The organism is Aureimonas frigidaquae (assembly GCF_001463905.1).
Lineage (GTDB): Bacteria > Pseudomonadota > Alphaproteobacteria > Rhizobiales > Rhizobiaceae > Aureimonas > Aureimonas frigidaquae.
Genome location: NZ_BBWR01000007.1, coordinates 158,685 through 181,763, shown reverse-complemented (window position 1 = coordinate 181,763; position 23,079 = coordinate 158,685). Strand labels below are relative to the sequence as shown.

General features: G+C 66.6%; 22 protein-coding genes. 10 read left to right on the top strand and 12 right to left on the bottom strand.

What is annotated here, in order from left to right:
* The first annotated feature begins 165 nt into the window (after positions 1 to 165).
* Positions 166 to 1,989: a M3 family oligoendopeptidase gene (locus AUL30_RS08135; protein WP_244490749.1), complete on the top strand. Its 1,824-nt coding sequence runs from the start codon at positions 166 to 168 to the stop codon at positions 1,987 to 1,989.
* Positions 1,990 to 1,999: 10 nt separating this feature from the next.
* On the opposite strand, the gene AUL30_RS08130 is transcribed toward AUL30_RS08135, so the two are convergent.
* Positions 2,000 to 2,965 (bottom strand): small ribosomal subunit Rsm22 family protein, encoded by a 966-nt coding sequence (locus tag AUL30_RS08130; protein WP_062227360.1) that lies wholly within the window; start codon positions 2,963 to 2,965, stop codon positions 2,000 to 2,002.
* 125 nt (positions 2,966 to 3,090) lie between these two features.
* Between AUL30_RS08130 and AUL30_RS08125 the strand changes: the two genes are divergently transcribed.
* The 4 genes from AUL30_RS08125 (at position 3,091) to AUL30_RS08110 (ending at position 6,480) form a co-directional block, all read left to right on the top strand.
* On the top strand, positions 3,091 to 4,536 hold the full coding sequence (locus AUL30_RS08125) for a homospermidine synthase (RefSeq protein WP_062227359.1): 1,446 nt from the start codon (positions 3,091 to 3,093) through the stop codon (positions 4,534 to 4,536).
* Positions 4,537 to 4,664: 128 nt separating this feature from the next.
* Positions 4,665 to 5,033 (top strand): hypothetical protein, encoded by a 369-nt coding sequence (locus AUL30_RS08120; protein ID WP_157069995.1) that lies wholly within the window; start codon positions 4,665 to 4,667, stop codon positions 5,031 to 5,033.
* Positions 5,034 to 5,057: 24 nt separating this feature from the next.
* Entirely contained in the window at positions 5,058 to 6,014 is a 957-nt protein-coding gene (locus AUL30_RS08115) for an SPFH domain-containing protein (protein ID WP_062227357.1), read from the top strand.
* A gap of 1 nt (position 6,015) precedes the next feature.
* On the top strand, positions 6,016 to 6,480 hold the full coding sequence (locus tag AUL30_RS08110; RefSeq protein ID WP_062227356.1) for an NfeD family protein: 465 nt from the start codon (positions 6,016 to 6,018) through the stop codon (positions 6,478 to 6,480).
* A gap of 24 nt (positions 6,481 to 6,504) precedes the next feature.
* Here AUL30_RS08110 and AUL30_RS08105 read toward each other — a convergent pair whose 3' ends face one another.
* The 6 genes from AUL30_RS08105 to AUL30_RS08080 form a co-directional block, all read right to left on the bottom strand.
* The gene (locus AUL30_RS08105) at positions 6,505 to 6,957 is read right to left on the bottom strand and encodes a carboxymuconolactone decarboxylase family protein (RefSeq protein WP_244490748.1); all 453 of its coding nucleotides are present in this window, start codon (positions 6,955 to 6,957) and stop codon (positions 6,505 to 6,507) included.
* Positions 6,958 to 7,033: 76 nt separating this feature from the next.
* Positions 7,034 to 7,948: a branched-chain amino acid ABC transporter permease gene (locus AUL30_RS08100; RefSeq protein WP_062227354.1), complete on the bottom strand. Its 915-nt coding sequence runs from the start codon at positions 7,946 to 7,948 to the stop codon at positions 7,034 to 7,036.
* A complete protein-coding gene (locus tag AUL30_RS08095) occupies positions 7,945 to 8,805 on the bottom strand; it encodes a branched-chain amino acid ABC transporter permease (protein ID WP_062227353.1) in 861 nt (286 codons plus the stop codon). Before AUL30_RS08095 ends, AUL30_RS08100 begins: the two co-directional genes overlap by 4 nt.
* Positions 8,805 to 9,551, bottom strand: coding sequence for an ABC transporter ATP-binding protein (locus AUL30_RS08090; RefSeq protein WP_062227352.1), 747 nt, complete (start codon positions 9,549 to 9,551; stop codon positions 8,805 to 8,807). The genes AUL30_RS08095 and AUL30_RS08090 overlap by 1 nt, the downstream gene beginning before the upstream one ends.
* Positions 9,548 to 10,303: an ABC transporter ATP-binding protein gene (locus AUL30_RS08085; RefSeq protein WP_062227351.1), complete on the bottom strand. Its 756-nt coding sequence runs from the start codon at positions 10,301 to 10,303 to the stop codon at positions 9,548 to 9,550. The genes AUL30_RS08090 and AUL30_RS08085 overlap by 4 nt, the downstream gene beginning before the upstream one ends.
* A 2-nt stretch (positions 10,304 to 10,305) precedes the next feature.
* Positions 10,306 to 11,523, bottom strand: a complete 1,218-nt coding sequence (locus AUL30_RS08080; RefSeq protein WP_062227350.1) for an ABC transporter substrate-binding protein — start codon at positions 11,521 to 11,523, stop codon at positions 10,306 to 10,308.
* Positions 11,524 to 11,781: 258 nt separating this feature from the next.
* On the opposite strand from AUL30_RS08080, the gene AUL30_RS08075 reads away from it, so the two are divergent.
* Positions 11,782 to 13,122: an LLM class flavin-dependent oxidoreductase gene (locus AUL30_RS08075; protein WP_062227349.1), complete on the top strand. Its 1,341-nt coding sequence runs from the start codon at positions 11,782 to 11,784 to the stop codon at positions 13,120 to 13,122.
* A gap of 71 nt (positions 13,123 to 13,193) precedes the next feature.
* Here AUL30_RS08075 and galU read toward each other — a convergent pair whose 3' ends face one another.
* The gene (gene galU, locus AUL30_RS08070) at positions 13,194 to 14,099 is read right to left on the bottom strand and encodes a UTP--glucose-1-phosphate uridylyltransferase GalU (protein WP_062227348.1); all 906 of its coding nucleotides are present in this window, start codon (positions 14,097 to 14,099) and stop codon (positions 13,194 to 13,196) included.
* A 432-nt stretch (positions 14,100 to 14,531) separates the two neighbouring features.
* Here galU and AUL30_RS08065 point away from each other — a divergent pair, with 432 nt between their 5' ends.
* The 4 genes from AUL30_RS08065 (at position 14,532) to AUL30_RS08050 (ending at position 19,595) form a co-directional block, all read left to right on the top strand.
* Entirely contained in the window at positions 14,532 to 16,856 is a 2,325-nt protein-coding gene (locus tag AUL30_RS08065) for a mechanosensitive ion channel family protein (protein ID WP_062227347.1), read from the top strand.
* Between the two features lie 113 nt (positions 16,857 to 16,969).
* Positions 16,970 to 17,923, top strand: a complete 954-nt coding sequence (locus tag AUL30_RS08060; protein WP_062227397.1) for an ABC transporter substrate-binding protein — start codon at positions 16,970 to 16,972, stop codon at positions 17,921 to 17,923.
* Positions 17,920 to 18,801: an ABC transporter permease gene (locus AUL30_RS08055; RefSeq protein ID WP_062227346.1), complete on the top strand. Its 882-nt coding sequence runs from the start codon at positions 17,920 to 17,922 to the stop codon at positions 18,799 to 18,801. Before AUL30_RS08060 ends, AUL30_RS08055 begins: the two co-directional genes overlap by 4 nt.
* A complete protein-coding gene (locus AUL30_RS08050; protein ID WP_062227345.1) occupies positions 18,798 to 19,595 on the top strand; it encodes an ABC transporter ATP-binding protein in 798 nt (265 codons plus the stop codon). The genes AUL30_RS08055 and AUL30_RS08050 overlap by 4 nt, the downstream gene beginning before the upstream one ends.
* Positions 19,596 to 19,613: 18 nt before the next feature.
* On the opposite strand, the gene otnC is transcribed toward AUL30_RS08050, so the two are convergent.
* From otnC to otnK, 4 genes are read right to left on the bottom strand one after another with little or no spacing between them, the layout of a single operon-like run.
* Positions 19,614 to 20,237 carry a 3-oxo-tetronate 4-phosphate decarboxylase gene (gene otnC / locus AUL30_RS08045; protein WP_062227344.1) on the bottom strand — a complete coding sequence of 208 codons (624 nt, stop codon included), beginning with the start codon at positions 20,235 to 20,237 and terminating at the stop codon, positions 19,614 to 19,616.
* Positions 20,234 to 21,037 (bottom strand): DeoR/GlpR family DNA-binding transcription regulator, encoded by an 804-nt coding sequence (locus tag AUL30_RS08040; protein WP_210173822.1) that lies wholly within the window; start codon positions 21,035 to 21,037, stop codon positions 20,234 to 20,236. Before AUL30_RS08040 ends, otnC begins: the two co-directional genes overlap by 4 nt.
* Positions 21,010 to 21,792 carry a 2-oxo-tetronate isomerase gene (otnI, locus tag AUL30_RS08035; RefSeq protein ID WP_062227343.1) on the bottom strand — a complete coding sequence of 261 codons (783 nt, stop codon included), beginning with the start codon at positions 21,790 to 21,792 and terminating at the stop codon, positions 21,010 to 21,012. Before otnI ends, AUL30_RS08040 begins: the two co-directional genes overlap by 28 nt.
* A gap of 1 nt (position 21,793) precedes the next feature.
* Complete coding sequence (otnK, locus tag AUL30_RS08030; protein ID WP_062227342.1) at positions 21,794 to 23,077, bottom strand: 3-oxo-tetronate kinase; 1,284 nt, start codon at positions 23,075 to 23,077, stop codon at positions 21,794 to 21,796.
* Positions 23,078 to 23,079: the final 2 nt, after the last annotated feature.

The following is a 23,079-nucleotide window of genomic DNA, read 5'->3' as shown; positions in this document are numbered from 1 at the left end:
CCTGTCGATCGTCCCCGGGCACCAACCCCGAATTCATGTGCTTGCAGTGTCGAATAGATGAGCCGAACTGCGGCATGAAAATGACATCTGCCTATTTGTTTCCTTATTACAAAAGAAAATGGTTAAGGCGCAATGAAGGTAATGCGAAAGGACTCCTCCCCCTCGATGACGAACTCCGTAGCCACCCAACCCCACGACGCCGCCCCGCTGGGCGACCTGCCGCGCTGGAACCTGTCTGATCTGTACCCCGGCATGGACAGTCCGGAGCTGAAGGAAGACCTCGCCCGCTCCGATGCCGACGCGGCCGCCTTCCAGGAGCGCTGGCGCGGACAGCTAGCGCAGGAAGCGGCGCGCCCCGGGGGCGGCGCCCTTGCCGAGGCGATCCATGCCTATGAGCGGCTGGAAGACCGGCTCGGCCGGCTCATTTCCTATGCGGGGCTCATCTATGCCGGGGATACGTCCGATCCGGCCAATGCCAAGTTCTACGGGGATATCCAGGCGCGGGTTACGGACGTATCGGGCCGTCTCCTGTTTTTCGGGCTGGAGCTGAACCGGATCGAGGACAGCGTGATCGACGCCGCCATGGCCGACAACGCCGCCCTTGCGCATTACCGCCCATGGCTGGAAGATCTGCGCCAGGAAAAGCCGTTCCAGCTCGAAGACCGGGTCGAGGAGCTGTTCCTCGAAAAGGCGATGACCGGCGCCGGGGCCTGGAACCGCCTGTTCGACGAAACCATGACGAGCCTGCGCTTCCGGGTGCGGGAGCGTGAACTGTCCATCGAGGAAACCCTCAACCTGCTGCAGGAGGATGACGGGGCGCTGCGCCAGGAGGCCGCGCAAGCTCTGGCGGATGTGTTCCGCTCCAATCTGCGCCTGTTCAGCCTGATCACCAACACGCTGGCCAAGGACAAGGAGATTTCCGACCGCTGGCGCGGCTTCAGCGACATCGCCGACAGCCGCCACCTGGCGAACCGCGTCGAGCGCCCCGTCGTGGATGCGCTGGCCAGCGCCGTCGAGGCTGCCTATCCGTCCATATCGCACCGCTACTACAGGCTGAAGGCCGGCTGGCTCGGCCGCGATGCGCTCGATCACTGGGACCGCAACGCGCCCCTGCCCGGCGTGGAGCGCAAGCCCATCGGCTGGACCGACGCGCGTGACACCGTCCTATCGGCCTATGCGGGCTTTTCGCCCCGCATGGCCGAAATCGCCGGCCGTTTCTTTGCGGAACGGTGGATCGACGCGGGCGTGCGGCCGGGAAAATCGCCGGGGGCCTTCGCCCATCCGACGGTTCCCTCCGCCCATCCCTATGTGCTCGTCAACTATCTCGGCAAGCCGCGCGACGTGATGACCCTGGCCCATGAGCTGGGGCACGGCGTCCACCAGGTTCTGGCGGCGCGCCAGGGCGCCCTGATGGCGCCGACGCCGCTGACCCTGGCCGAGACGGCCTCCGTCTTCGGCGAGATGCTCACCTTCCGCTCGCTGCTCGAAGCCATGCAGGAGCCGCGCCAGCGGCGCGCGCTCATCGCCTCCAAGGTGGAGGACATGATCAACACGGTCGTGCGGCAGATCGCCTTCTATCAGTTCGAGCGCAGGCTCCACACGGAACGGCGCCAGGGCGAGCTGACAGCGGAGCGGATCGGCGCGCTCTGGGTCGAGACGCAGGGCGCGAGCCTCGGCCCCTCCGTGCGGCTCCAGCCGGGTTACGAAACCTTCTGGACCTATGTGCCGCACTTCATCCATTCGCCCTTCTACGTCTATGCCTATGCCTTCGGCGATTGCCTCGTGAACTCGCTCTACGCCGTCTATCGCAAGACGCCGGACGGCTTTGCCGAGCGCTACCTGCAGATGCTGGAAGCGGGCGGCACCCGCCACCATTCGGAACTGCTGGCCCCCTTCGGGCTGGATGCGACCGATCCCGGTTTCTGGCAGCAGGGCCTGTCTGTCATCTCCGGCCTGATCGACGAGCTGGAGGCGCTGGAGGCCCGCTGAGCGCGGGCCGTCAGTCCAGGCTGTCGCCCCAGTCTGCCCGGCGTGCGGCCTTGAACCTTTCGCCGTCCCGCCGGGTCACAAGGAGCGTGCGCGCGGATCCGTCGGGCGCACAGACCTTCAACCGGACCTTCCCGCTCCCGGCCTGGGGACGGGCCAGGATGCGTTCGGCCGGACCGTCATGCGGCCGGCGCGACACGGCAAGGAAGATGAACTTCTCATCCTCGTAGGGCGCCTCCGCGCCCTTGGCCAGGCGATGCGCCCGGCTGCGCGCCAGCCGCTCGGCGAAGTGGCACCAGTCCGGCGCCTCGATCGGACAGGACAGGGCGTGGGCACAGGGCGCGATCATATGCGCGCCGTCTGCCAGAAGCGCCTCCCGCGCGGCCAGGATGCGCCCCCACCCGGCCGGGGTGCCGGGCTCGACCAGGACGAGCATGTCCCGCGTGAGCGCCCACAGCCGCGCGACGAGGCGGCCGCGTGCCGCTTCGTCCAACTCATCCAGCACATAGGCAAGGGTGACGAGGTCGGCAGGCTGCGCATCGCCGAGCGCCTCTTCGGCACGGCCGTCGATCCAGACCCGTTCCGGCAGGTCGCCGCCCTGCGCCAACCCCTCCCCGCAGGCTCTGATGGCCCGGCTCGCCTCCACCAGGCGGGCATGGTCCAGCGTCTGCCACACGTCGCTGGCCGCCCACAGGACGGTGCCCGGGCCCGCCCCGACATCCAGGAGTGTGCGGGGGGAAAAGCCGGGCGCGCGCCCGGCGGTCTCTATCAGGGCGCGCCGGACGGCCGAGAAGGTGGCCGGCATGCGGGTCGCCAGATAGGCCAGGGCGGCGGCCTCGTCTGCCAGATGCAGGCGGCCGTCGCGCGTTTCGGCACGGTAGCGCCGGGACAATGTGCTTCCGGCGCTGGCCAAAGCACCGATCGAATGGCCGTCGAGCGCGCGGTCGAGTGCGGCCCGCAAAGGCGCCGGTAGTTCCATGTTCGACCTCTTTCCACGCGCCTTCGAACGGGCGGCATCGCGCTCGCCTCTTTTATTTGACAGCAACTTCCGCTAGCCGGAAGGCGACATACACTGCGCGCATTTCCTGCGAAAGGATCAGCCGAATGGCGAAAGACCAACATCCCATCCATGGCGAAATCACCGGCCCGGTGGTGATCATCGGTTTCGGCTCGATCGGGCGGGGCACGCTTCCGCTCATTGAGCGGCATTTCAAGTTCGATCGCTCGCGCCTGGTCGTCATCGATCCGAGCGATGCCAACCGCGCCATACTGGACGAGATGGGTGTTCGCTTCGTGCAGGAGGCCGTGACCCGCAAGAATTACGAGAGCCTGCTGACGCCGCTCCTCACCGAGGGCGAAGGCCAGGGCTTCTGCGTGAACCTGTCGGTCGACACCGGTTCGCTCGACCTGATCCGCCTGTGCCGCCAGCTCGGCGTCCTGTACATCGACACGGTGGTCGAGCCCTGGCTCGGCTTCTACTTCGACGATTCGCTCTCCAACGCCGATCGGACCAACTACGCGCTGCGTGAGACCGTCCGGAAGGAAAAGAAGCGCAATCCGGGCGGGACCACGGCCGTCTCCTGCTGCGGCGCCAATCCTGGCATGGTGTCGTGGTTCGTCAAGCAGGCGCTGGTGGATGTCGCGCGCGATACGGGCCTGGACTTCGAGGAGCCGACCGCCGACGACCGCGAGGGCTGGGCCAAGCTCATGAAGAAGGCCGGCGTCAAGGGCATCCACATTGCCGAGCGCGACACGCAGCGCACCCGCAACCCCAAGCCGATGAACGTCTTCTGGAACACCTGGTCCGTGGAAGGCTTCATTTCCGAGGGAATGCAGCCGTCCGAGCTCGGCTGGGGCACGCACGAAAAGTGGCAGCCCAAGAACGCCAAGGGCCACAAGAAGGGCCCGCAATGCGCCATCTATCTGGAGCAGCCGGGCGCCAACACCCGCGTGCGCACCTGGTGCCCGACCCCCGGCCCGCAATACGGCTTCCTCGTCACGCATAACGAGTCCATCTCGATCTCGGACTATTTCACGGTCCGCGACAAGCATGACGAGGTCACCTACCGGCCGACCGTCCATTACGCCTACCATCCCTGCAACGACGCCGTCCTGTCGCTGCACGAGCTCTTCGGCGCGGCCGGTCATATCCAGCCCGTGCACCATGTCCTGGACGAGGACGAGCTGGTCGACGGCGTCGACGAGCTCGGCGTGCTCCTGTTCGGCCATGCCAAGAACGCCTACTGGTACGGCTCGCAGCTTTCGCTCGAGGAAACCCGCCGCATCGCGCCCTACCAGAACGCGACCGGCCTGCAGGTAACCTCCGCCGTGCTGGCCGGCATGGTCTGGGCGCTGGAGAATCCCAAGGCCGGCATCGTCGAGGCGGACGAGATGGACTACCGCTGCTGCCTCGAGGTCCAGTCGCCCTATCTCGGGCCCGTCAAGGGTTACTACACGGACTGGACGCCGCTGAAGGACCGCCCGGGCCTCTTCCCGGAGGATATCGACGAGAAGGACCCCTGGCAGTTCCGCAACATCCTGGTGCGCTGAAGGCCAGGGATCGGCGGGCGGGCGCCAAACGGCGCCCCTCGCCCCTTTAAGCCCCGGCCGGGAGTCTTAGTATAGTCGTCTGCGCTACAACCCGGCGTTACGGGCCAGCTTTTGGGGAGATTCGATCAATGCGCCATCCACTCAAGGTCTGCGGCATCGCAGCACTCGGCTTCGCTCTGGCGGGGTGTGTTACCGCTCCGATGGACCGCGCGTCGACGGGGCCGAGCCGGATGGGCTTCGACGGACGGTGGGGCGATACCACGGGTGTCGCCGTCTCGACCCTGCAGGGCGGCACCTTCACATCGACCGCTACCGATACCGGATCGGTCCTGGCGCGCGGCACCTACCGGAACCTTTCGCCCACCCGGATCGCCATCGAGTATACGCGCCTGTCGAACGGCGATCGGATCGCCGTCAATTGCGACCAGATGGCAGCCGAACGCCTCGCCTGCGTCAATTCAACGGGAACGCGGTTCGAGCTGACGCGCCGCGCCTGACCATACCGAAAGGCTGCATGCCTCATGGAATTCCTGGCCATCGCCGCGGCCGCGGCGCTCTTCATCGTCTTCGTTCTGGCCGCGGCCATCAAGATCGTGCCGCAGGGGTTCCACTATACGGTCGAAAGCTTCGGGCGCTACACGCGCACATTGCAACCTGGACTCAGCTTCATCATGCCCTTCGTGGAGCGCGTCGGGCACCGCATGAACATGATGGAGCAGGTGCTCGACATCCCGACGCAGGAAGTCATCACCCGTGACAACGCCTCGGTGGCCGCCGACGGCGTCGCCTTCTTCCAGATCCTGGATGCGGCGGCAGCGGCCTACGAGGTGGCGGGCTTGCGCAATGCGGTGCTGAACCTCGTCATGACGAATCTGCGCTCCGTCATGGGTTCGATGGATCTCGACGATCTCCTGTCCAATCGCGACGCGATCTCCGAGCGCATCCTGCGGGTGGTCGATCAGGCGGCCCACAATTGGGGCATCAAGATCACGCGGATCGAGCTGAAGGACATCGCCCCGCCGGCCAATCTGGTCGATGCGATGAACCGCCAGATGATGGCCGAGCGCGGCAAGCGCGCCGAGATCCTGGAGGCGGAGGGCCAGCGCTCCGCCAAGGTGCTGCGCGCCGAGGGCGAGAAGCAGGCCTCCATCCTGGAGGCGGAGGGCCGCCGCGAAGCCGCCTTCCGCGAAGCGGAGGCGCGTGAGCGCCTGGCGCAGGCCGAGGCGGAAGCCACACGGGTCGTGTCCGCCGCCATCGCCGAGGGCGATACGCGGGCCCTGAACTACTTCGTGGCGCAGAAATACACCGACGCCATCGCCAAGCTCGCTTCGGCGAACAACCAGCGCGTCATCCTGATGCCGCTGGAAGCCTCGTCCATGATCGGCGCGCTCGGCGGCATCTCCGAAATCGCCCGCGATGCCTTTGCCCGCCCTGGCAACCAGCCCGGGGCCGGGGCGCAGACGCCGCCGCGCGACTGACATGGGCGCGCTTTTCACCAGCACCGGCTGGGTCATCCTGGGCTTCGTGCTGCTGGGCGCCGAGATGCTTCTTCCGGGGGTCTATCTCCTGTTCCTCGGCGTCGGCGCGCTCGCCATCGGGCTGAACCTCTTGTTCCTGCCGGGGCTTTCCATCGCCAGCCAGCTCGTCGGCTTTGCGCTCGTCTCGGCCGCGGCGGCCGCCGTCGGCTACCGCTGGTACGGCAACCGGACCGCGCCGTCCGACACCGCCGTGAACAGCCGCCGCCAACAGCTCATCGGCCGCAAGGCGCTCGTGTCGGAAGCCATCGTCAACGGGCGCGGCCGGATCCGGCTGGATGACGGCTGGTGGAGCGTTGCCGGGCCGGACCTACCGGCCGGCGCCGCGGTCCGGATCACCGACGTGTCCGGCGCGCTCCTGACGGTGGTGCCGGACGCGCCTGCCGAGGACGCCTCCCCGGCAGCTTAAGCCGCGCCTGCCCGCCGCCGGGTATCAGGCGGAAACCTGCAGGACGTCGTTGAAGCGGTTGAAGGCGCCGCACAGCGCGATGCGCCACGTCAGCTCGACGATCTCCGCGTCCGAGAAATGGATGCGCAATTCCTCGATCACCTTGTCGCGGATGCGATGCCAGTCGCTGGAGACGGCGATCGCATAATCGATCACGAGGCGGTCCACCTCGGTCAGGAGTGGGTAGGCCTTGAGGTCATCGAGCGTTTCCACGCCTTCGAGCACCAGGCCGGCCACGGCCAGTTTCGGGGCATGCTGGTCGATGCAGAAGTCGCACTTGTTGACGAGCGATACGGTGATGATGGCAAGCTCGAGATAGCGCTTGTTCAGGACGGCCTCGTCGGAAAGCTGGGTCAGGAGCTTCCACATATGCTCGAACACGGGCAGGCGGTTCGCCATCACGCCGGCCTGGCCCTCGAAGGGTCCGTAGGCCACCATCCTGTCCCATAATACGTGCTGGTCCTTAGGCAGGTCTTCACGGCGGAGAGCGGGTACACGGGGCATGGGACTGTCCTCAGCTTCTGGATGCGGAATTGGCACGGATGGTAGGATGCTCCCGGCCGAAGCCCGCGGGCTTGACGATGAGCAGGACGACCAGCGCAACCCCGACTGCGATCAGGCGCAGCGCGGCCAGTGTAGCGCCATCCAGCCCCGGCACATAATCGACCAGGAAGCGGCTGCCTTCGAGCACGAAGACCAGGACGAAGGCCGCGACGAGCACGCCCGGATTGCTGCCCCGGCCGCCGCCGACGACGACCATGAAGGCATAGGCGGTGATGATGGCCGTGAACTGGGTCGGATCGATATAGCTGTAATAGAAGGCGTGGAGCGAACCGGCGAGGCCGAGGATCGCGCCTCCCAGGGCGAAACCGCGCAAGCGGATGGTCAGCACCGAGCGGCCGAGCGAGCCGACAATGTCCGGATCGTCGCGCGTCGCGCGCATCAGCCGGCCGAAGGGCGATGCGGCGATCAGCGACAGGACGAGATAGACGACGCACAGGCAGGCCAGCGCAAAGGCGACGAAGGCGATATCCGTCCATGGCTCCGGCACCAGCCCGGCGAAGGGACGCGTAATTCCGGACACGCCGAGCGTGCCGAAGGTCAACCAGTCCTCGTAGCTGATGAACAGGCGGATGCATTCGGCAAAGCCGAGCGTGACGATGGCCAGGTAATCCTCGCTCAGCCGGATCGAGATCAGGCTGACCAGGGCGGAGATCGTGGCTGTGGCCAGGATGGCGAGCGCCATGGCGAGGAAGGGATCCAACCCGGCCCGGACCACCAGGAGGCCGCAGGCATAGGCGCCGACCATATAGAAGCCGAACAGGCCGAAATTGACCAGGCCGCCCATGCCCCATTGCAGGTTGAGGGCGAGCCCGGCCAGCGTGAAGATGACGACCACGCAGAGCGTGGCGACAAGGTATGGGATCATCGTTGCACCCACCTCGATCCAAACAATCCCCACGGCCGGATCATCAGGAGTGCGGCCATGATCCCGAAGGCGACGATCATGCGATAATGCGGCGGAAGGAACAGGGTGGAGACTTCTTCCGCAAGGCCGAGGACGAGCGCCCCGGCCACAGCGGCCATGGGGCTGGCGATCCCGCCCAGAATGGCCGCGGTGAAGATCGGCAGGAGGTAGTTCCAGCCCATCTGCGGCTCGATGCTGGTGTCGATGCCGATCAGCACGCCGGCCAGGGCGGCAAGCCCGCCCGAAATGGCCCACACCACCGCGATGACACGCCCGCGGGCAATGCCGCGAACGGCGGCGAGCGGCGCGTTGTCGGCCACGGCCCGCATGGCGCGGCCAAGGCGCGTGAAGCGGAACAGGACCCAGACGATCACAAGCGCGCACAGCACCGTGACGAGGATGATCAACTGCTCCTGATGGACCCGGACACCCCAGAGGCGGAAAGGCCGGGCGACCGGCACGTCGAAGCTGCGCGGCGCATTGCCGGCAAAGAGGCGCACGACGTTCTCCAGTGCGATGGCCACGCCCATCGATGCCACGAGAAGCGTCAGGCCGGATCGTTCGCGCATGCGGCTGTAGACCAGGAGATCGATGATCACGGCCATGGCCGCGACTGCCCCGCTGCCGATCAAGGCTGCGGTCCAGAAGGGCAGCGAAAGCTGGACATTTGCCCACCACGCCACGAAGGCGCCGACCGTCACATAGGAGCCGATCGCGTAATTGGCAAAGCGCAGGACGCTGAAGGACAGAGCCAGCGCCAGCGCCGGCAGGGCCAGGATGAGACCGGTCGTCAGCCCGTTGACGATCAGCTGCGCCATCACGCGCCCCCCAGGTAGAGACGGCGGATGTCCGGCGTCGCCAGGATGTCGGCGGCCTTGCCGGCCAGCCGCACCTCCCCCGACACCAGGACGAGGCCGTGATCCGACGCGCCGAGCCCGAGCCGCGTGTTCTGCTCGATCAAAAACAGGGTCACGCCCGAGCGCGCGATGCGGCTGATGATCTCGAACAGAAGCTCCGCATTGCGCGGCGACAGGCCGGCCGATGGCTCATCCAGCGCCAGCACCGCAGGTTCCGGCATCAGGGCGCTGGCCATCGCCACCATCTGGCGCTGACCGCCGGACAAAAGCCCGGCGCGCGCAGAAAGCTTTCCACCGATCTCCGGAAACAGGTCCAGAACCTCCGCCAGGCGTTCCTCGAAGGCCGTGCTTCCTTTCGTCTGCAGGAAATCGAGGCCGAGCCGGAGGTTTTCCAGGACGGTCATATTGGGGAAGACATTGGCTTCCTGGGGGACATAGCCGATGCCCGCGGCGGCGCGCTGTGCGGGGGACAGGGGCGTGATGTCGCGACCGTCCAGGAGGATGCGCCCGGCCATCGGCCGGATCAGCCCCACCACGGTCTTGATCAGCGTCGATTTTCCCGAGCCGTTCGGCCCCACGACAGTCAGGATCTCACCTGCCCGCGCCGTAAAGCCGACACCGTGCAGGACCGGCTGCCCGCCATAGCCGGCCACCAGGCCATCGGCCACCAGACTCTTGGCTGCGGTGCTTTCCACTGCGGGGCTCATGCGCCGACCCCGAGATAGGCGCGGGCGACATCGTCATTGGCGGTGACGTCGGCGAAGCTTCCCTCTGCCACCACCCTGCCTTCGGCCAGGGCATAGACCCGATCGCTCAAGGCGGCGACCATGCCTAGATTGTGCTCGACGAGACCGAAGGAGATGCCGTCCGCCGCGAGGCTGCGGATGAATTCGGTGATCTCGCCGACGCGCGTCGGATTGACGCCCGCGCTCGGTTCGTCGAGCAGGATGAAGCGTGGCTCCAGCATCAGGACGCGGCAGAGATCGAGCAGTTTCTTCTGCCCGCCGGAGAGCGCCGCGGAGGGCTGGTCGGCAAGCCGCCACAGATCGACCCGCAACAGGAGCGCGCGCGCCAGCTCCGCCATGCGGGCCTCTTGCTCCCGTACCGCCTGCCTGCGGAAGAGGGCCGCGCCGACTCCCTCCAGCCTGCGCTGCGGCTGGGCGACGAGAAGGTTCTCCAGGACCGTCAGGCCCACCAGGTCCCGCGACAACTGGAAGGACCGGCCGAGCCCGAGGCGCGCACGCTGCACCGGCGGCCGCGACGTGATGTCCTCGCCGCCGAAGACAACCGTCCCGGCGGAGGGGACGACCGATCCCGCAAGCACGGAGAAGAGCGTCGACTTTCCCGCGCCATTGGGACCGATCAGGCCGGTCACCATGCCTTGCGCAAGGGTGACGGATACGCCGTCGAGCGCCGTGAAGCCGTCGTATCGGACCGTCAGCTTGCGACCTTCCAGCATGGTCAGCGGATGACGTCCACGAGTTCGCTGACCCCGTCCTTGATGACGAAATGGCCGTAGGCAAGGTTGGACTGGTCGCCATTGGCTTCGAAGCGGAAGTCGGAGGCAGCGCCCGAATAGCGGAAGGCGGTGCCGGCGCGCAGCGCCTCGAGGGCCTGCGCAGGATTTCCGATGGACGGACCATCGCCATTGACGAGTTCCGGGAAGGCGGCGCCGATGCGCGCTCCGTCGGTGGAACCGGCCTTCTCGATCGCCAGAGCGGTCAGGACGATCTGGTCGAAGACCTGAGCGCCGAAGCTCATCACCGTGCCGTCCGGCTTGCCGATGCTCTTCAGGTACAGGGCGTAGGCTTCCGACTTCTCCACCGGCACGTGCTGGGTGTGGTGCACCCCTTCGGCGACGTCCTTGCCGACATTGGCGACGAACTGTCCGTTCGACCCGGCGGCGTTGCCATAGGCGTAGATCGTCCCCTCATAGCCGTTGCGATAGGCTTCCTTCACCACCGCCGACAGCTCGTTGACATAGGCGGCAACAAAGATCGCCTCGGGCTCGGACTGGAGGATCTTGTCGACCTCGACCCGGTAGGACGGCTGGTTCGGGTTGAAGTTGATCTCGTCCAGGATCTTGCCGCCGCCTGCGGTGAAGGTGTTCTTGAAGGGCTGTATGGTGGACAGGGTGAAGGGGGTCTGCAGGACCAGGATGGAGGCCGTCTTCACGCCGTCCTTCAGAAACGCCTTGCCGAAGGCGTCGCCCCAGTCCTTGCCGTTGGTCTGGAAGCGCCAGACGAGGTTCTTGCTGTCGCCCTGCGTGATTTCGTCGGCCGAGCCGTTGGTGGTCAGAAGAACGCCCTTCTCGATGGCGATCGGCTTCACGGCCAGCGCTACCGCGCTCGACCATACGCCGCTGATCGACACGACCTTATCGACGTCAATCAGCTTGCGCGCGGCGGCGACACCGGCGGTCGGCTGGGTCTCGTCATCCGCGACGACGAGCTCCAGGGGCCGGCCGAGAACGCCGCCGGCCGCGTTAATGAGCGCGACGGCAGCCTTTGCCGCCTCCTCTTCTTCCGTGCCGTAGGGTCCGCCCGAACCGCTGAACGGGGCAAGGAGGCCCAGCTTGATCGGCCCCTCCTGCGCCATTGCCGGAAGGGTCAGGGTGGTCAGGGCTGCGACCAGGGTTACGCCCAGAAGGGACCGGCGTGTGAGGTCGACGAGGTTCATCCGATTCTCCTGAGGCAGCGGGCAAGCCGCGCCTTCTGATAGGCACCGTCTTCGCCGCATCAGCACATTGCCCAAGGTTGAAGCGAAACCCGTTGCCGGTTAAGTCAGCGCCGCGAGTACGGCTCTCAACCCTAGGTGTCAACGAAGCCGGAACGCCCGAAAGGCAAAACGCAACACACGCTTTGCCGCCGCCGCTGCCTGGAGCACTGCGTTCGTTCCATGCGACCCAAAGTAGACAATCATTCCGGCAGGATACCCATGGGAAAAGAGCTGCGAATCAACACGTTTCAGATGTGCGCGCCGGTCCACAACTGGGCAGGGCTCTGGCGGCTGCCGGGGGATCGCGCGGTCGACTACAACCGCCTAGACTACTGGACCGACATGGCACAGACCGCGGAACGCGGCCTCCTCGACGCCATCTTCATCGCGGACGTGTTCGGCGTCTACGACGTGTATGGCGCCTCGCCGGAAGCGGCGTTGCGCGCAGGCGCGCAGATCCCGAACATGGATCCGGTGGTGCCGGTATCGGCCATGGCGCATGTGACGCACAATATCGGCTTCGGCATTACTGCCAATCTCAGCTTCGAACACCCGTTCCAGCTGGCGCGGCGGTTCTCGACGCTCGATCACCTGACGCAGGGGCGCATCGGCTGGAACATCGTCACCGGCTATCTGGAAAGCGGCGCACGTGGCATGGGCCGGGTGCTGCAGACCAAGCATGATGCGCGTTACGACGTGGCGGAAGATTTCATGGCCGCCATCTACAAGCTCTGGGAGGATTCCTGGGAGGACGGTGCCGTCCGGCGCGATGCGGCCCGGGGCGTGTTCACCGATCCTTCCATGGTCCATGCCGTCCACCATGATGGGCCGCATTTCAAGGTGGACGCCATCCATCTTTCCGAGCCTTCGCCGCAGCGCACGCCCGTCCTGTTCCAGGCCGGGACGTCCGATCGCGGCCGGCGCTTCGCTGCGCGCCACGCCGAATGCGTCTTCCTCAACGGTCCGAGCCAGAAAATCGTCTCCGGAACCGTGGGAAAGCTGCGGGACGCGGCGGTGGCGGAAGGCCGCGGCCCGGACGACCTGACCCTGTTTCTCGGCGGCAACGTGATCATCGCGCCCACAAGGCGCGAAGCGCAGGAGTTGCACGCGGAGTATACGCGCCATCTCGATGCGGCCGGGCAGCTCGCCCTCGTTTCGGGTTGGACGGGCATGGACCTGTCCACGCTGGCGCCGGAGGACGTCGTTCCCTTCGCGCGGTCCAACGCCATTCAGTCGACACTGGAAAACATGACGGCCAAGGCGCCCAAGCCCGTTCTGGCCAGGGATCTCGTCGCGCTGACGGCAACGGGCGCTCGCGCACCCTTCTTCGTCGGCACGGCGTCCGATGTCGCCGATCAGATGCTGGACTGGGCGGATGCAACGGGGATCGACGGATTCAACCTTGCCCGGCTTTCAGTGCCGGCGACGCTGAACTCCATCGTCGATCAGCTCGTCCCCGAACTGCAGGAACGGGGCCGGTTCAAGACGGCCTATCGCGAAGGGACCTTGCGGGAGAAGCTCGGCTCGCCCCGAAAGGTGCGGCGCGCCCCACGCCCCTGACGCGGCGCCTGAAACGCAAAACGGCTGCGCCAGGACGGCGCAGCCGTTCAAGATCAGTTCGGCCTGGCCGTTTACTCGGCGGCGGAACGCTCGCCATAGGGCTCGACGGTCGCCATCAGCTTGTGCAGATCGTCGAAAACCTTGCCGCGAATGTCCTGCCGCCACAGCGCGAAGGCGACGTTGGCGCGGATGAAGCCTTCCTTGGAGCCGCAGTCGAAGGTGCGGCCCTGGAACGGGTAGGCGAAGAATTCCTGCTTCTCGGCCAGCTTCAGCATGCCGTCGGTCAGCTGGATCTCGTTGCCGGCGCCTTTCTCCTGCGTTTCGAGAATGTCGAAGATCTCGGGCTGCAGGATGTAGCGTCCGGTAATGAAGTAGTTGGACGGTGCATCCTTCGGCTCCGGCTTTTCCACCATGCCGTCGATGCGGAAGCCGCTGCCGACCGCGCCGCCATGGCCGACGATGCCGTATTTGTTCGTTTCGGCCGGGTCGCACTGTTCCACGGAGACAAGGTTGCCGCCGGTTTTTTCATAGAGCTCGACCATGCTGGCCAGGCAACCGCGCTCCGACTGCATGATCATGTCCGGCAGGAGCAGGGCGAAGGGCTCCGGGCCGACCAGGTCGCGCGCGCACCACACCGCGTGACCAAGGCCGAGCGGCGCCTGCTGGCGCGTGAAGCTCGCCGTGCCGGGCTGCGGCTGCAGCCCTTCCAGAAGGGAGAGTTCGGTCTTCTTGCCGCGCTCCGTCAGCGTGTTCACCAGCTCGACCTGAATGTCGAAATAATCCTCGATGACGCCCTTGTTGCGGCCCGTCACGAAGATCAGATGCTCGATGCCGGCCTGGCGCGCCTCATCCACCACGTACTGAATGACGGGGCGGTCCACCACCGTCAGCATTTCCTTCGGAATGGCCTTGGTGGCCGGCAGAAAGCGTGTTCCGAGGCCCGCGACGGGGAAGACTGCCTTGCGAACTTTATGCATCGGGAGATTGCTCCAGATCTGGTGCTGATGGGAGGCCGCTGACGCGACTATGCTATCAAGAGTTGCCTTCGGCAAATGCTTTCATATCGACGGCGTCAATAGCTAAGACAGTTGCGTCCTACGTCCATAGTCTGACGCCGCCATGACACATTGGTCGGACAGCGCCGAGAACGGCGGGCATCTGACGGTCCCACATGGCGAAAGCAAGACGGAAGGTGGTCGCCAGACACAGAACGTCACCCGCTATCTGCAAAAAACCGGCATGCCGATACGGGTTTGCAGCCACCGAACCTGCAGGGATTGCCGCGCCCTCCGGCAGCCTCGCCCTTCAATCTCCGCATTTGCGTGGCTTGACGCCATGGGGTTTTCCAACAACACCGCACTGCGACACAACCAGCCACGAAGAGACCGGGTCCGATCGTGAAGACATTCATGACATTGCTTGCCGCCATCTGCCTTCTCGCCGCGTCGGGGGCAAGGGCGCAGGATCCCGCAGCCGGAACCGCGCCGGCCGCGGCAACCAGCGCAGAGGACCTGCAGGCACTGGATCGGGTGATCGGCATCCTGAACGATCCGAACCGGGCGCAATCGCTCCTGAACGATCTGACCACCCTTCGCAACAATGTCGCGCAGGAAGCCGGCGCGCAGGCCCCGGCCGCAGGGGCGCCTGCCGAGGCGCCCGTCGCCGAACCCACACCCGCGGAACCGGCGGCAGAGCCGGCCGCCGATCCCGCGGCCGCGCCCATCCTGTCGGAGAACGGGCTTCTGTCGGCAGTCACGGATGGCTTGTCCAACGTGACGGAATCACTCCCCAACGCGGCGCTCGGCGGCCCGGTCGACGAAAAATTCGCCAATGCCGCCGACCAGGTGCAGCGGAAAATCACCGACAGCCTGGCCGATGGCAGTCTCGTCGGCTTCTTCTCCTATGCGCTGATCGGCTGGGGGCTCATCGCCGGCACGGTGCTTCTGTTGTTCTATGCGCCGCCGCTGCGCCGCGCGCGCCAGCTCCACCATCGGCCGACCCAGCGCCGCCAGCTCGTCATGGCCAGCGCCAAGCGTATTCTCCTCGGCGTCCTGCCGCTGGTGGCCGGGTTCGGGGTCATGGTGCTCTTTTCCAACTTCGTGGATATGCCGGCCCGGCAGCGCCAGATCTTCGCCAGCCTGACGCTGCCCGTCTTTGCTTCCGTCGCCGTCTGGCAGGTGGGCTACGGGCTGTTCCTGCTGCTCGGCCTGTCGCGCGGGTGGCACCTTGTCACCTACAGCCAGCGCCGCATCCTCAAATGGCTGGCGGCGCTGACGGCGCTCGGCACCATCAGCACCATCCTGTCCGACCCGCCCATGCGGATCGTCGTGGGCTGGGACACGACCGACATATTGCGCCTCGTGGTCGATCTTGCCCTTGCGGGGACGGCGCTCGTCTTCGTCATTCGCCACCGCATCACCGTGCAGCGCCTGATACTCAAAGGCCGCGTGACGCATGACGACAGCCGCGCCACCTCCATCATGGACGGCACGATCACCGCCTTCGGGCGCTTCTGGCACCTGCTCGCCATCGTCTTCGTGATCATCAATCTGGTGGCGCGGCTCGCCGGCGGGGGCGGCAGCTTCCTGATGGATGCGTCCGAGGCGCTGCTGATCGTGGCGGGCGGGCTGCTCCTGGCCACCTGGCTGGACAACTGGCTGGCCCAGCAGGCGGCGCGCAACACCGCCAAGTCCGGCGCGCGCGAGGCGATCCTGAACCGCTATATCGAGCTTCTGCGCATCGTCCTGCAGGTCGTCATCCTCCTCGCGGTGCTCTTCGCCTGCCTGGATGTCTGGAACCTAGACCTCAAGGGCTGGCTGATGACCGATGGCGGCTGGGCGATCACGCGGCCCATCCTGTCCATCGCCTTCGCGCTCCTGTTCTCGTGGCTGATCTGGATCACCCTCGACGGCTGGATCGCCGGTGCGCTGGCCCCCACCGACAAGAAGGGGCGCGCGCGCAACCAGTCCAGCCGCACCAAGACGCTGCTGCCGCTGGTGCGCAACTTCCTGTTCATCGCACTCAGCGTCATCACCATCATCGCCGTCCTCGCCAATATCGGCGTCAACGTCGCGCCGCTCCTGGCCGGTGCCGGTGTGATCGGCCTTGCCGTCGGCTTCGGCTCCCAGCAGCTGGTGCAGGATGTCATCACCGGCATGTTCATCCTGTTCGAGGATACGATCGCCATCGGCGACTGGGTGGATACCGGAGACCGCGCCGGCACGGTCGAGCAACTGACCATCCGCACGCTGCGCCTGCGCGACGGGCAAGGCGCGCTGCACTCCATCCCCTTCTCCAGCGTGAAGGCGATCAAGAATTCATCGCGCGGCTACGGCGTCTACATCGTGGACTTCAAGGTCGCCTATCAGTCGGATCTCGACGACGTCATCGCCATCATGCGCGAGGTGGGCGCCGAGCTGGCCACCGATCCCCAGTTCCAGCGCAACATCATCATCCCCTTCGAGCTTTGGGGCGTGGATCAGTTCGCGCCGGATGGCATCATCATCAAGGGCGCCATCCGCACCAAGCCGCTTATGCAATGGGGCGCCGGCCGCGAGTACAACCGCCGCCTGAAGAAGCGGATGGACGAGGCCGGCATCGCCTATGCGCCCACCACCATGACGACGACCCTCCTGTCGCGGGAATCGGAAACGCTACCGGAGGTTTTCGACGGCGGAGAGCCGACCCAGTCGGAGGTTCACGGCGCCACGAAAGCTGTGCCCAAACCGGCCTGAACTTTGCGAAAACGCGGCAAAAAGCGGCCCTGCGGCCGCATTTGGGCGTTGACTTCCGCCGAGCCGGCTGGCTTGTGCGCTGGTACCTCAAGGCTTTCATGGCGGAGCACATCATGCGCAAGTCGGTCCTCGCTTTACTGGCGGCTCTCTCCCTGTCCACATCGGCGCTGGCGGCGGAGGCCACCGTGGCCGTCACCGCCATCGTCGAGCATCCGGCGCTGGACGCCGTGCGCGACGGCGTGAAGGAAGTGCTGGAGGAAAACGGCTACAAGGACGGGGATAACCTGACCTTCTCCTACGAGTCCGCGCAGGGCAATCCCGGCACGGCGGCGCAGATCGCCCGCCAGTTCATCGGCGAAGGCCCGGACGTGATCGTCGCCATCTCCACCCCTTCGGCGCAGGCCGTCGTATCCGCCACGCGTGATATTCCGGTGGTCTTCTCGGCCGTGACCGATCCTGTTGGCGCGCAGCTCGTCAGCTCCATGGAAGCGCCCGGCGGCAACGTCACCGGCATTTCCGACATGTCGCCCGTTGCCGAGCACGTCGCGCTCATCCGGGAAATCCTGCCGCAGGCCAAGACCATCGGCTTCCTCTACAATCCGGGCGAAACCAATTCCGTCTCCTCGCTGGCCGCACTCAAGCAAGCCGCCGAAGGCGCCGGGCTGAGCGTCGTGGAATCGACGGCGAGCCGCTCGTCTGAGGTGCAGAACGCGGCGCGCGCGCTGGTCGGCCGTGCCGACATCATCTACGTGCCCACCGACAACACGATCGTCTCGGCACTCGAATCGGCCGTCGGCGTGGCCGAGGAAAGCAAGGTCCCGCTTTTCACCGCCGATACGGATTCGGTCAATCGCGGCGCGCTGGCTGCCCTCGGCTTCAACTATCATGAGGTCGGGCGTGAAACGGGCGCGGTCGTGCTGCGCATCCTCAAGGGTGAAGAGGCGGGCGCCATCCCGGTGGCCGTCGCGTCGGGCTCCAACCTCGTCGTCAACAAGGCCGCGGCCGCCAAGATGGGCGTGACCCTGCCGGAGGCCGTGGTCGCCCGCGCCAACCAGGTCATCGAATGAGTCAGTTCGCATTTTTCGGGGCAGTCGAACTCGGACTGGTCTTCGCCTTCGTGGCGATGGGCGTCTACCTCGCCTTCCGCATACTCGATTTCCCCGATCTGACGGTCGACGGTTCGTTCCCCCTGGGGGCGGCCGTCGCCGCCGTGCTGATCCTCGCCGGCTGGAACCCCTGGGCGGCAACGGGCGTCGCCATGCTGGCGGGCGCTGCGGCGGGCCTCGTCACCGCCACGCTCAATGTGCGCTTCAAGATCCTCAATCTTCTGGCGTCGATCCTGACGATGATCGCGCTCTTTTCGGTCAATCTGCGCGTCATGGGCCGCCCCAACGTGGCGCTCATTAACCAGGATACGATGCTGACGCCCTTCTACGGGCATGGCGTGCCGGATTATTATGTGCGCCCCCTCTTCGTCGGCGCGCTCGTCATCGTGGTGCTGATCGCCCTCTGGCGCTTTCTGGAAAGCGACATTGGCCTGGCCATGCGCGCCACCGGCGCCAATCCGCGCATGGCGCGGGCGCAGGGCGTCAAGACGGACCGGCTGATCTATCTTGGCATGGCGTTGTCCAACGCGCTGGTCGCACTCGGCGGATCGCTCTTCGCGCAGACCAACGGCTTTGCGGATGTGACATCAGGCGTCGGCACGATCGTGGTCGGCCTGGCCGCCGTGATCGTGGGTGAAACACTGTTCCGCTCGCGGCTCCTGCTCATCGCGCTGATCGGCTGCGTGGCCGGCTCCATCCTCTATCGCATCGCCATCCAGACGGCCTTGTCCACCGACATGCTCGGGCTCAAGGCCTCCGACCTGAACCTTGTGACGGCCGTCCTGGTGGCCATTGCCCTGATCCTGCCGCGCCTGCGGCGGGGGGGAGCTTCGGCATGATCCGGCTCGATTCCATCGGCGTCACCTTCGGCCGCGGCACGCCGCTCGAAAAGAAGGCCCTGTCGGGGCTCGACCTCACCATCGACAACGGGGCCTTCGTCACGGTGATCGGTTCCAACGGCGCCGGCAAATCCACCATGCTCGGCGTTCTGGCGGGCGATGTCCTGCCGACGGAAGGCAGAATCACCATTGCCGGCCAGGACGTGACGCGGCGCGACACGGCCGACCGGGCGCGCCTTGTGGCGCGGGTCTTCCAGGATCCTTTGACCGGAAGCTGCGGTGCCCTCACCATCGAGGAGAACCTGGCGCTTGCGGCGGCACGCGGCACCCGCCGCGGGCTCGGCCCTGCTTTGTCCGGCCGGCGCCGGGACATGTTCGCGGACCGCGTGTCCGCACTGCGCCTCGGCCTCGAAAACCGGATGGGCGACCGGATGGACCTTCTGTCCGGCGGCCAGCGGCAGGCGCTCTCGCTCGTCATGGCGACCCTGTCGGGCAGCGAGGTGCTGCTGCTCGACGAGCATACGGCGGCGCTCGATCCCGGCATGGCGGAGTTCGTCATGGAGCTGACGAACCAGCTCGTGCAGGAACACAAGCTCACCACGCTGATGGTCACCCATTCCATGCGCCAGGCGCTGGATTTCGGCACACGGACGGTCATGCTGCATGGCGGCAAGGTCGTGCTCGACGTCTCCGGCGACAGCCGCCACGGACTGACCGTGGAAGACCTGATCGACATGTTCCGCAAGGTGCGCGGCGGTGGCGAGCTCGACGACGACAAGCTCCTGACGAGCTAGGCGTCCCTGGCCGGCGGATCAGCCGGCCAGAAGCTCCGCCACGGCCTCCGGCGTGAGCGGGCGCGTTTTGCGCCCTTCCAGGAGAAGATGGATCTTGGCCGTCTCCTCCAGCTCCTCAAGCGCATAGAGCGCCTCGTTCAGGCCCTTGCCGGCGATGACCGGCCCATGATTGGCCAGAAGCACGCAGGCATGCTTGATGGCTGCGTCACGCACCGCATCCGCCAGCCGTTCGTCGCCCGGCCGGTAATAGGGAACCAGGGCAAGCTCCCCCACCCGCATGATGTAATAGGCAGTCAGCGGCGGCAGGACGGGGCACCCTTCCGGGTGGTCCAGGCAGGACACGGCCACCGAATGGGTCGAATGGGTGTGGATGATCGCCTCCGCATCCGGGCGCACCGCGTAGACGGAGGTATGCAGGAAGGCTTCCTTGGACGGCTTGTCGCCACCGATGAACCGGCCATCGGCATCCAGCCGCGACAGGCGCGCCGGGTCAAGCTCCCCCAGGCAGGTGTTGGTCGGCGTCACCAGCCAGCCATCCTCGACCCGAAGGCTCAGATTGCCGGCCGTCCCATGGACGAGCCCACGTGTGTAGAGCCGCTCACCCATGCGGCACAGGGCTTCCCGTGCGGCGGAATCGCTCATCTTTGCGCTCCTGGTTCAACGATGTCGAGGCGTGGGCCACAGGCTTCGACTGCGCGGCAGGCCTCGGCCGGCAGCCCGCCATCGGTGATGACCCGCGAAAAGGCCGCCAGCGGCAGGCTGGCATAGGGCGCGCGGCGTCCGAATTTCGAACTGTCGGCCACCAGGATCGCCGCCGTGGCATTGGCGACGGCCGCCTCCTTCACCTGCCCCTTGCCGGGATCGGTCACGGACAGTCCCCGCGCCCCGAAGGACGAGGACGAGATGAAGGCGATGTCCAGCCGGAAGGCGCCGATGGCGCGCGCGGCCCCCTCGCCGATTGCCGACCGGTTCTCCCGGTCGAGAAGGCCGCCCGTATGGTGGATGACCGCGCGCGTACGTGCCGCCAGCCGCTCCAGGACGACGAAGTCGTTGGTGACGATGGTCAGGTCGTCGCGCCCCGTCAGCGCATCCGCGACGGCCAGCATGGTCGTGCCTGCATCCAGATAGAGCGCCGCGCCCGGCGGCACCGTCGCCGCTGCGCGCGCGCCCAGCGCAAGCTTGATGTCCCGGTGCAGCGCCGCCTTGGCGTGGTGCGGCGCTTCCTGCGACAGGACCGGATCGGCCAGCCGCACGCCGCCCGATACGGGAACGACGCGGCCGCTCCGTGCCAGATGCGCCAGGTCCCGGCGCACGGTCATGTGCGATACGTTCAGCGTTTGCGTCAGCTCGCCGATGCCGATTGCCGGCCGTCCGGCGAGGAGCCGGAGAATATGGCTCTGACGCTCGGCCGGAATCATGGCCGGCCGGTCCTCTGCCGCCACCAGCCGAGGCCGTCCTCGGTCCGGCCGCGCGGATTGTATTCGCAGCCGACATGGCCGGCATAGCCGATCTGGTCCAGAAGGTCGAAGATGTGGCCATAGGCCACCTCCCCCTCGTCCGGTTCGTGACGATCGGGGACGGAGGCGATCTGCACATGGGCGAAACGGCCGTTCAGCGCCTCGATCAGCCGGGTCAGGTCGCCATCCATGATCTGCGCATGGTAGAGATCAAGCTGGACCGACAGGTTGGGGCGGTCCACGGCGGCGCAAAGCTCTGCCGCATCGTGCTGATGGGCGACGAAGTAGCCGGGTACATCCCGCGTGTTGAGCGCCTCCACCAGGATCGTGATCCCGTGCGGAGCGAACAGGTCCGCCGCCAGGCGCATGTTGGAGATGAAGGTCGCGCGGCAGGCGGCCGGGTCCAGACCGCGGGTGATCCCGGACATGGCGTGCACATGCCGCGTGCCGAGCGCACGCGCATAGGACAGGGCGATCCGGGCATTCTCGGCAAACTCCGCCTCGCGCCCCGGAATGGCGGCCATGCCCCGCTCGCCTGCGGCCCAATCACCCGGCGGCATGTTGAACAGCGCGACCTTCAGCCCATGCCGGGCGACCAGCGCGGCGATCTCGTCCTGGCTGTGCGCATAAGGGAACAGGAACTCGACCGCATCGAAGCCCGCGGCGGCGGCCGCCTCGAAGCGATCCAGGAAGGCATGTTCCGTGAACATCATGGTCAGGTTGGCGGCAAAGGCGGGCATGTCAGCGATCCTGTGTTGCGGCTTGCGCGCGGGCCAGTTCCTGCGCGGTCAGGAAGAAGGTCTCATCACCGAAATTGCCGCTCTTCAAAGCCAGCGTTACCGGCTTGTCCACCGCCCGCACGAAAGGCACGCCGGGCGCGATGGTGGGGCCGATATGGAAGCCGCCGATCCGCAAAGCCTGCGTGACGGTGCCCGACGTCTCTCCCCCGGCGACGATGAACGTGTCGAAGCCTTCGGCCTCCAAAAGCTTTGCGAGTTCGTGGAACACGGCCTCGACCGCCTGGCTGGCGCGCTCTGCGCCGTGGCGCGCCTGGATCTCCTGCAGTGCCTGCGGGCCGACCGTGGCGGCCACGAGCGGCGCGAGGGGACCGTCGGCCTTGGCCAGCACGGCCGGCAGGAGTGCCGCGGCGTGACCCACCGCATCCGCGACGGCTGCGTCCGGGTCCACGCGGATGATCGGTCCGGTCCCGTCATAGGCGGCGACCTGCCGGTTCGTCATCTGCGAGCAGGAGCCGGACAGGATGACCGTGCGCCGCCCGAGCGGACGCCCCGCCGCTTCCGCTGCCGCCCGGTCGCCGGCCCCGCCCGACAGGCTCATGGCGATGCCGTCGGCCAGGCCGGCGCCGCCGGTCACGAGCCGCATGCCGCGCACCGCTTCGCCCAGAATGCGAAGATGCCCGGCATCCAGCATGTCGGGCACGGCGTAGCGCACGCCCGCCGCGCGCAGCTGCGCGAAGGCTTCCCGGACGGCCTCCACGCCCTGCGCCACGGTGGCATAGGGAATATTGGCCGCCTTGCCTTCAGCTTGGGCTTCCATCAGCCGCATCAGATTGGCATCGGTCATCGGATTGACCGGATGGTGCCGCATGCCGGATTCATCGAGCGGCACGTCGCCGACGAAGAGATAGCCCCGGTAGACGGTGCGGCCATTCACCGGCAAGGCAGGGCACAGGACGGTCAGCTCTTCCTGCATGGCGGCCATCAGGGCGTCGGTAACGGGGCCGATATTGCCCTTGGGGGTCGAATCGAAGGTCGAGCAATATTTGAAGAAGATCTGCTCGGCACCCCGCGCCAGGAGCCAGTCCAAAGCGGCCAGGCTATCGCGCACCGCCTCCTCGCGCGGGGCCGCGCGGGACTTGAGGCTGATCACCACGGCCTCAGCCTCGGCCGCGCGGTCCGCCTCCGGCACGCCGTTGAGCTGCACCGTCCGCAGCCCGTTCGCCACGAGGAAGCTCGCAATATCGGTCGCGCCGGTGAAATCATCGGCAATCACGCCCAGGCGCATGG

What these genes read in the sequence shown, in the direction of transcription:
- AUL30_RS08135 (WP_244490749.1), top strand. Translation starts at nt 166, where the DNA reads ATGACGAACTCCGTAGCCACCCAACCCCACGACGCCGCCCCGCTGGGC.
- AUL30_RS08130 (WP_062227360.1), bottom strand. Translation starts at nt 2,965, where the DNA reads ATGGAACTACCGGCGCCTTTGCGGGCCGCACTCGACCGCGCGCTCGAC.
- AUL30_RS08125 (WP_062227359.1), top strand. Translation starts at nt 3,091, where the DNA reads ATGGCGAAAGACCAACATCCCATCCATGGCGAAATCACCGGCCCGGTG.
- AUL30_RS08120 (WP_157069995.1), top strand. Translation starts at nt 4,665, where the DNA reads ATGCGCCATCCACTCAAGGTCTGCGGCATCGCAGCACTCGGCTTCGCT.
- AUL30_RS08115 (WP_062227357.1), top strand. Translation starts at nt 5,058, where the DNA reads ATGGAATTCCTGGCCATCGCCGCGGCCGCGGCGCTCTTCATCGTCTTC.
- AUL30_RS08110 (WP_062227356.1), top strand. Translation starts at nt 6,016, where the DNA reads ATGGGCGCGCTTTTCACCAGCACCGGCTGGGTCATCCTGGGCTTCGTG.
- AUL30_RS08105 (WP_244490748.1), bottom strand. Translation starts at nt 6,957, where the DNA reads ATGGTGGCCTACGGACCCTTCGAGGGCCAGGCCGGCGTGATGGCGAAC.
- AUL30_RS08100 (WP_062227354.1), bottom strand. Translation starts at nt 7,948, where the DNA reads ATGATCCCATACCTTGTCGCCACGCTCTGCGTGGTCGTCATCTTCACG.
- AUL30_RS08095 (WP_062227353.1), bottom strand. Translation starts at nt 8,805, where the DNA reads ATGGCGCAGCTGATCGTCAACGGGCTGACGACCGGTCTCATCCTGGCC.
- AUL30_RS08090 (WP_062227352.1), bottom strand. Translation starts at nt 9,551, where the DNA reads ATGAGCCCCGCAGTGGAAAGCACCGCAGCCAAGAGTCTGGTGGCCGAT.
- AUL30_RS08085 (WP_062227351.1), bottom strand. Translation starts at nt 10,303, where the DNA reads ATGCTGGAAGGTCGCAAGCTGACGGTCCGATACGACGGCTTCACGGCG.
- AUL30_RS08080 (WP_062227350.1), bottom strand. Translation starts at nt 11,523, where the DNA reads ATGAACCTCGTCGACCTCACACGCCGGTCCCTTCTGGGCGTAACCCTG.
- AUL30_RS08075 (WP_062227349.1), top strand. Translation starts at nt 11,782, where the DNA reads ATGGGAAAAGAGCTGCGAATCAACACGTTTCAGATGTGCGCGCCGGTC.
- galU (WP_062227348.1), bottom strand. Translation starts at nt 14,099, where the DNA reads ATGCATAAAGTTCGCAAGGCAGTCTTCCCCGTCGCGGGCCTCGGAACA.
- AUL30_RS08065 (WP_062227347.1), top strand. Translation starts at nt 14,532, where the DNA reads ATGACATTGCTTGCCGCCATCTGCCTTCTCGCCGCGTCGGGGGCAAGG.
- AUL30_RS08060 (WP_062227397.1), top strand. Translation starts at nt 16,970, where the DNA reads ATGCGCAAGTCGGTCCTCGCTTTACTGGCGGCTCTCTCCCTGTCCACA.
- AUL30_RS08055 (WP_062227346.1), top strand. Translation starts at nt 17,920, where the DNA reads ATGAGTCAGTTCGCATTTTTCGGGGCAGTCGAACTCGGACTGGTCTTC.
- AUL30_RS08050 (WP_062227345.1), top strand. Translation starts at nt 18,798, where the DNA reads ATGATCCGGCTCGATTCCATCGGCGTCACCTTCGGCCGCGGCACGCCG.
- otnC (WP_062227344.1), bottom strand. Translation starts at nt 20,237, where the DNA reads ATGAGCGATTCCGCCGCACGGGAAGCCCTGTGCCGCATGGGTGAGCGG.
- otnI (WP_062227343.1), bottom strand. Translation starts at nt 21,792, where the DNA reads ATGCCCGCCTTTGCCGCCAACCTGACCATGATGTTCACGGAACATGCC.
- otnK (WP_062227342.1), bottom strand. Translation starts at nt 23,077, where the DNA reads ATGCGCCTGGGCGTGATTGCCGATGATTTCACCGGCGCGACCGATATT.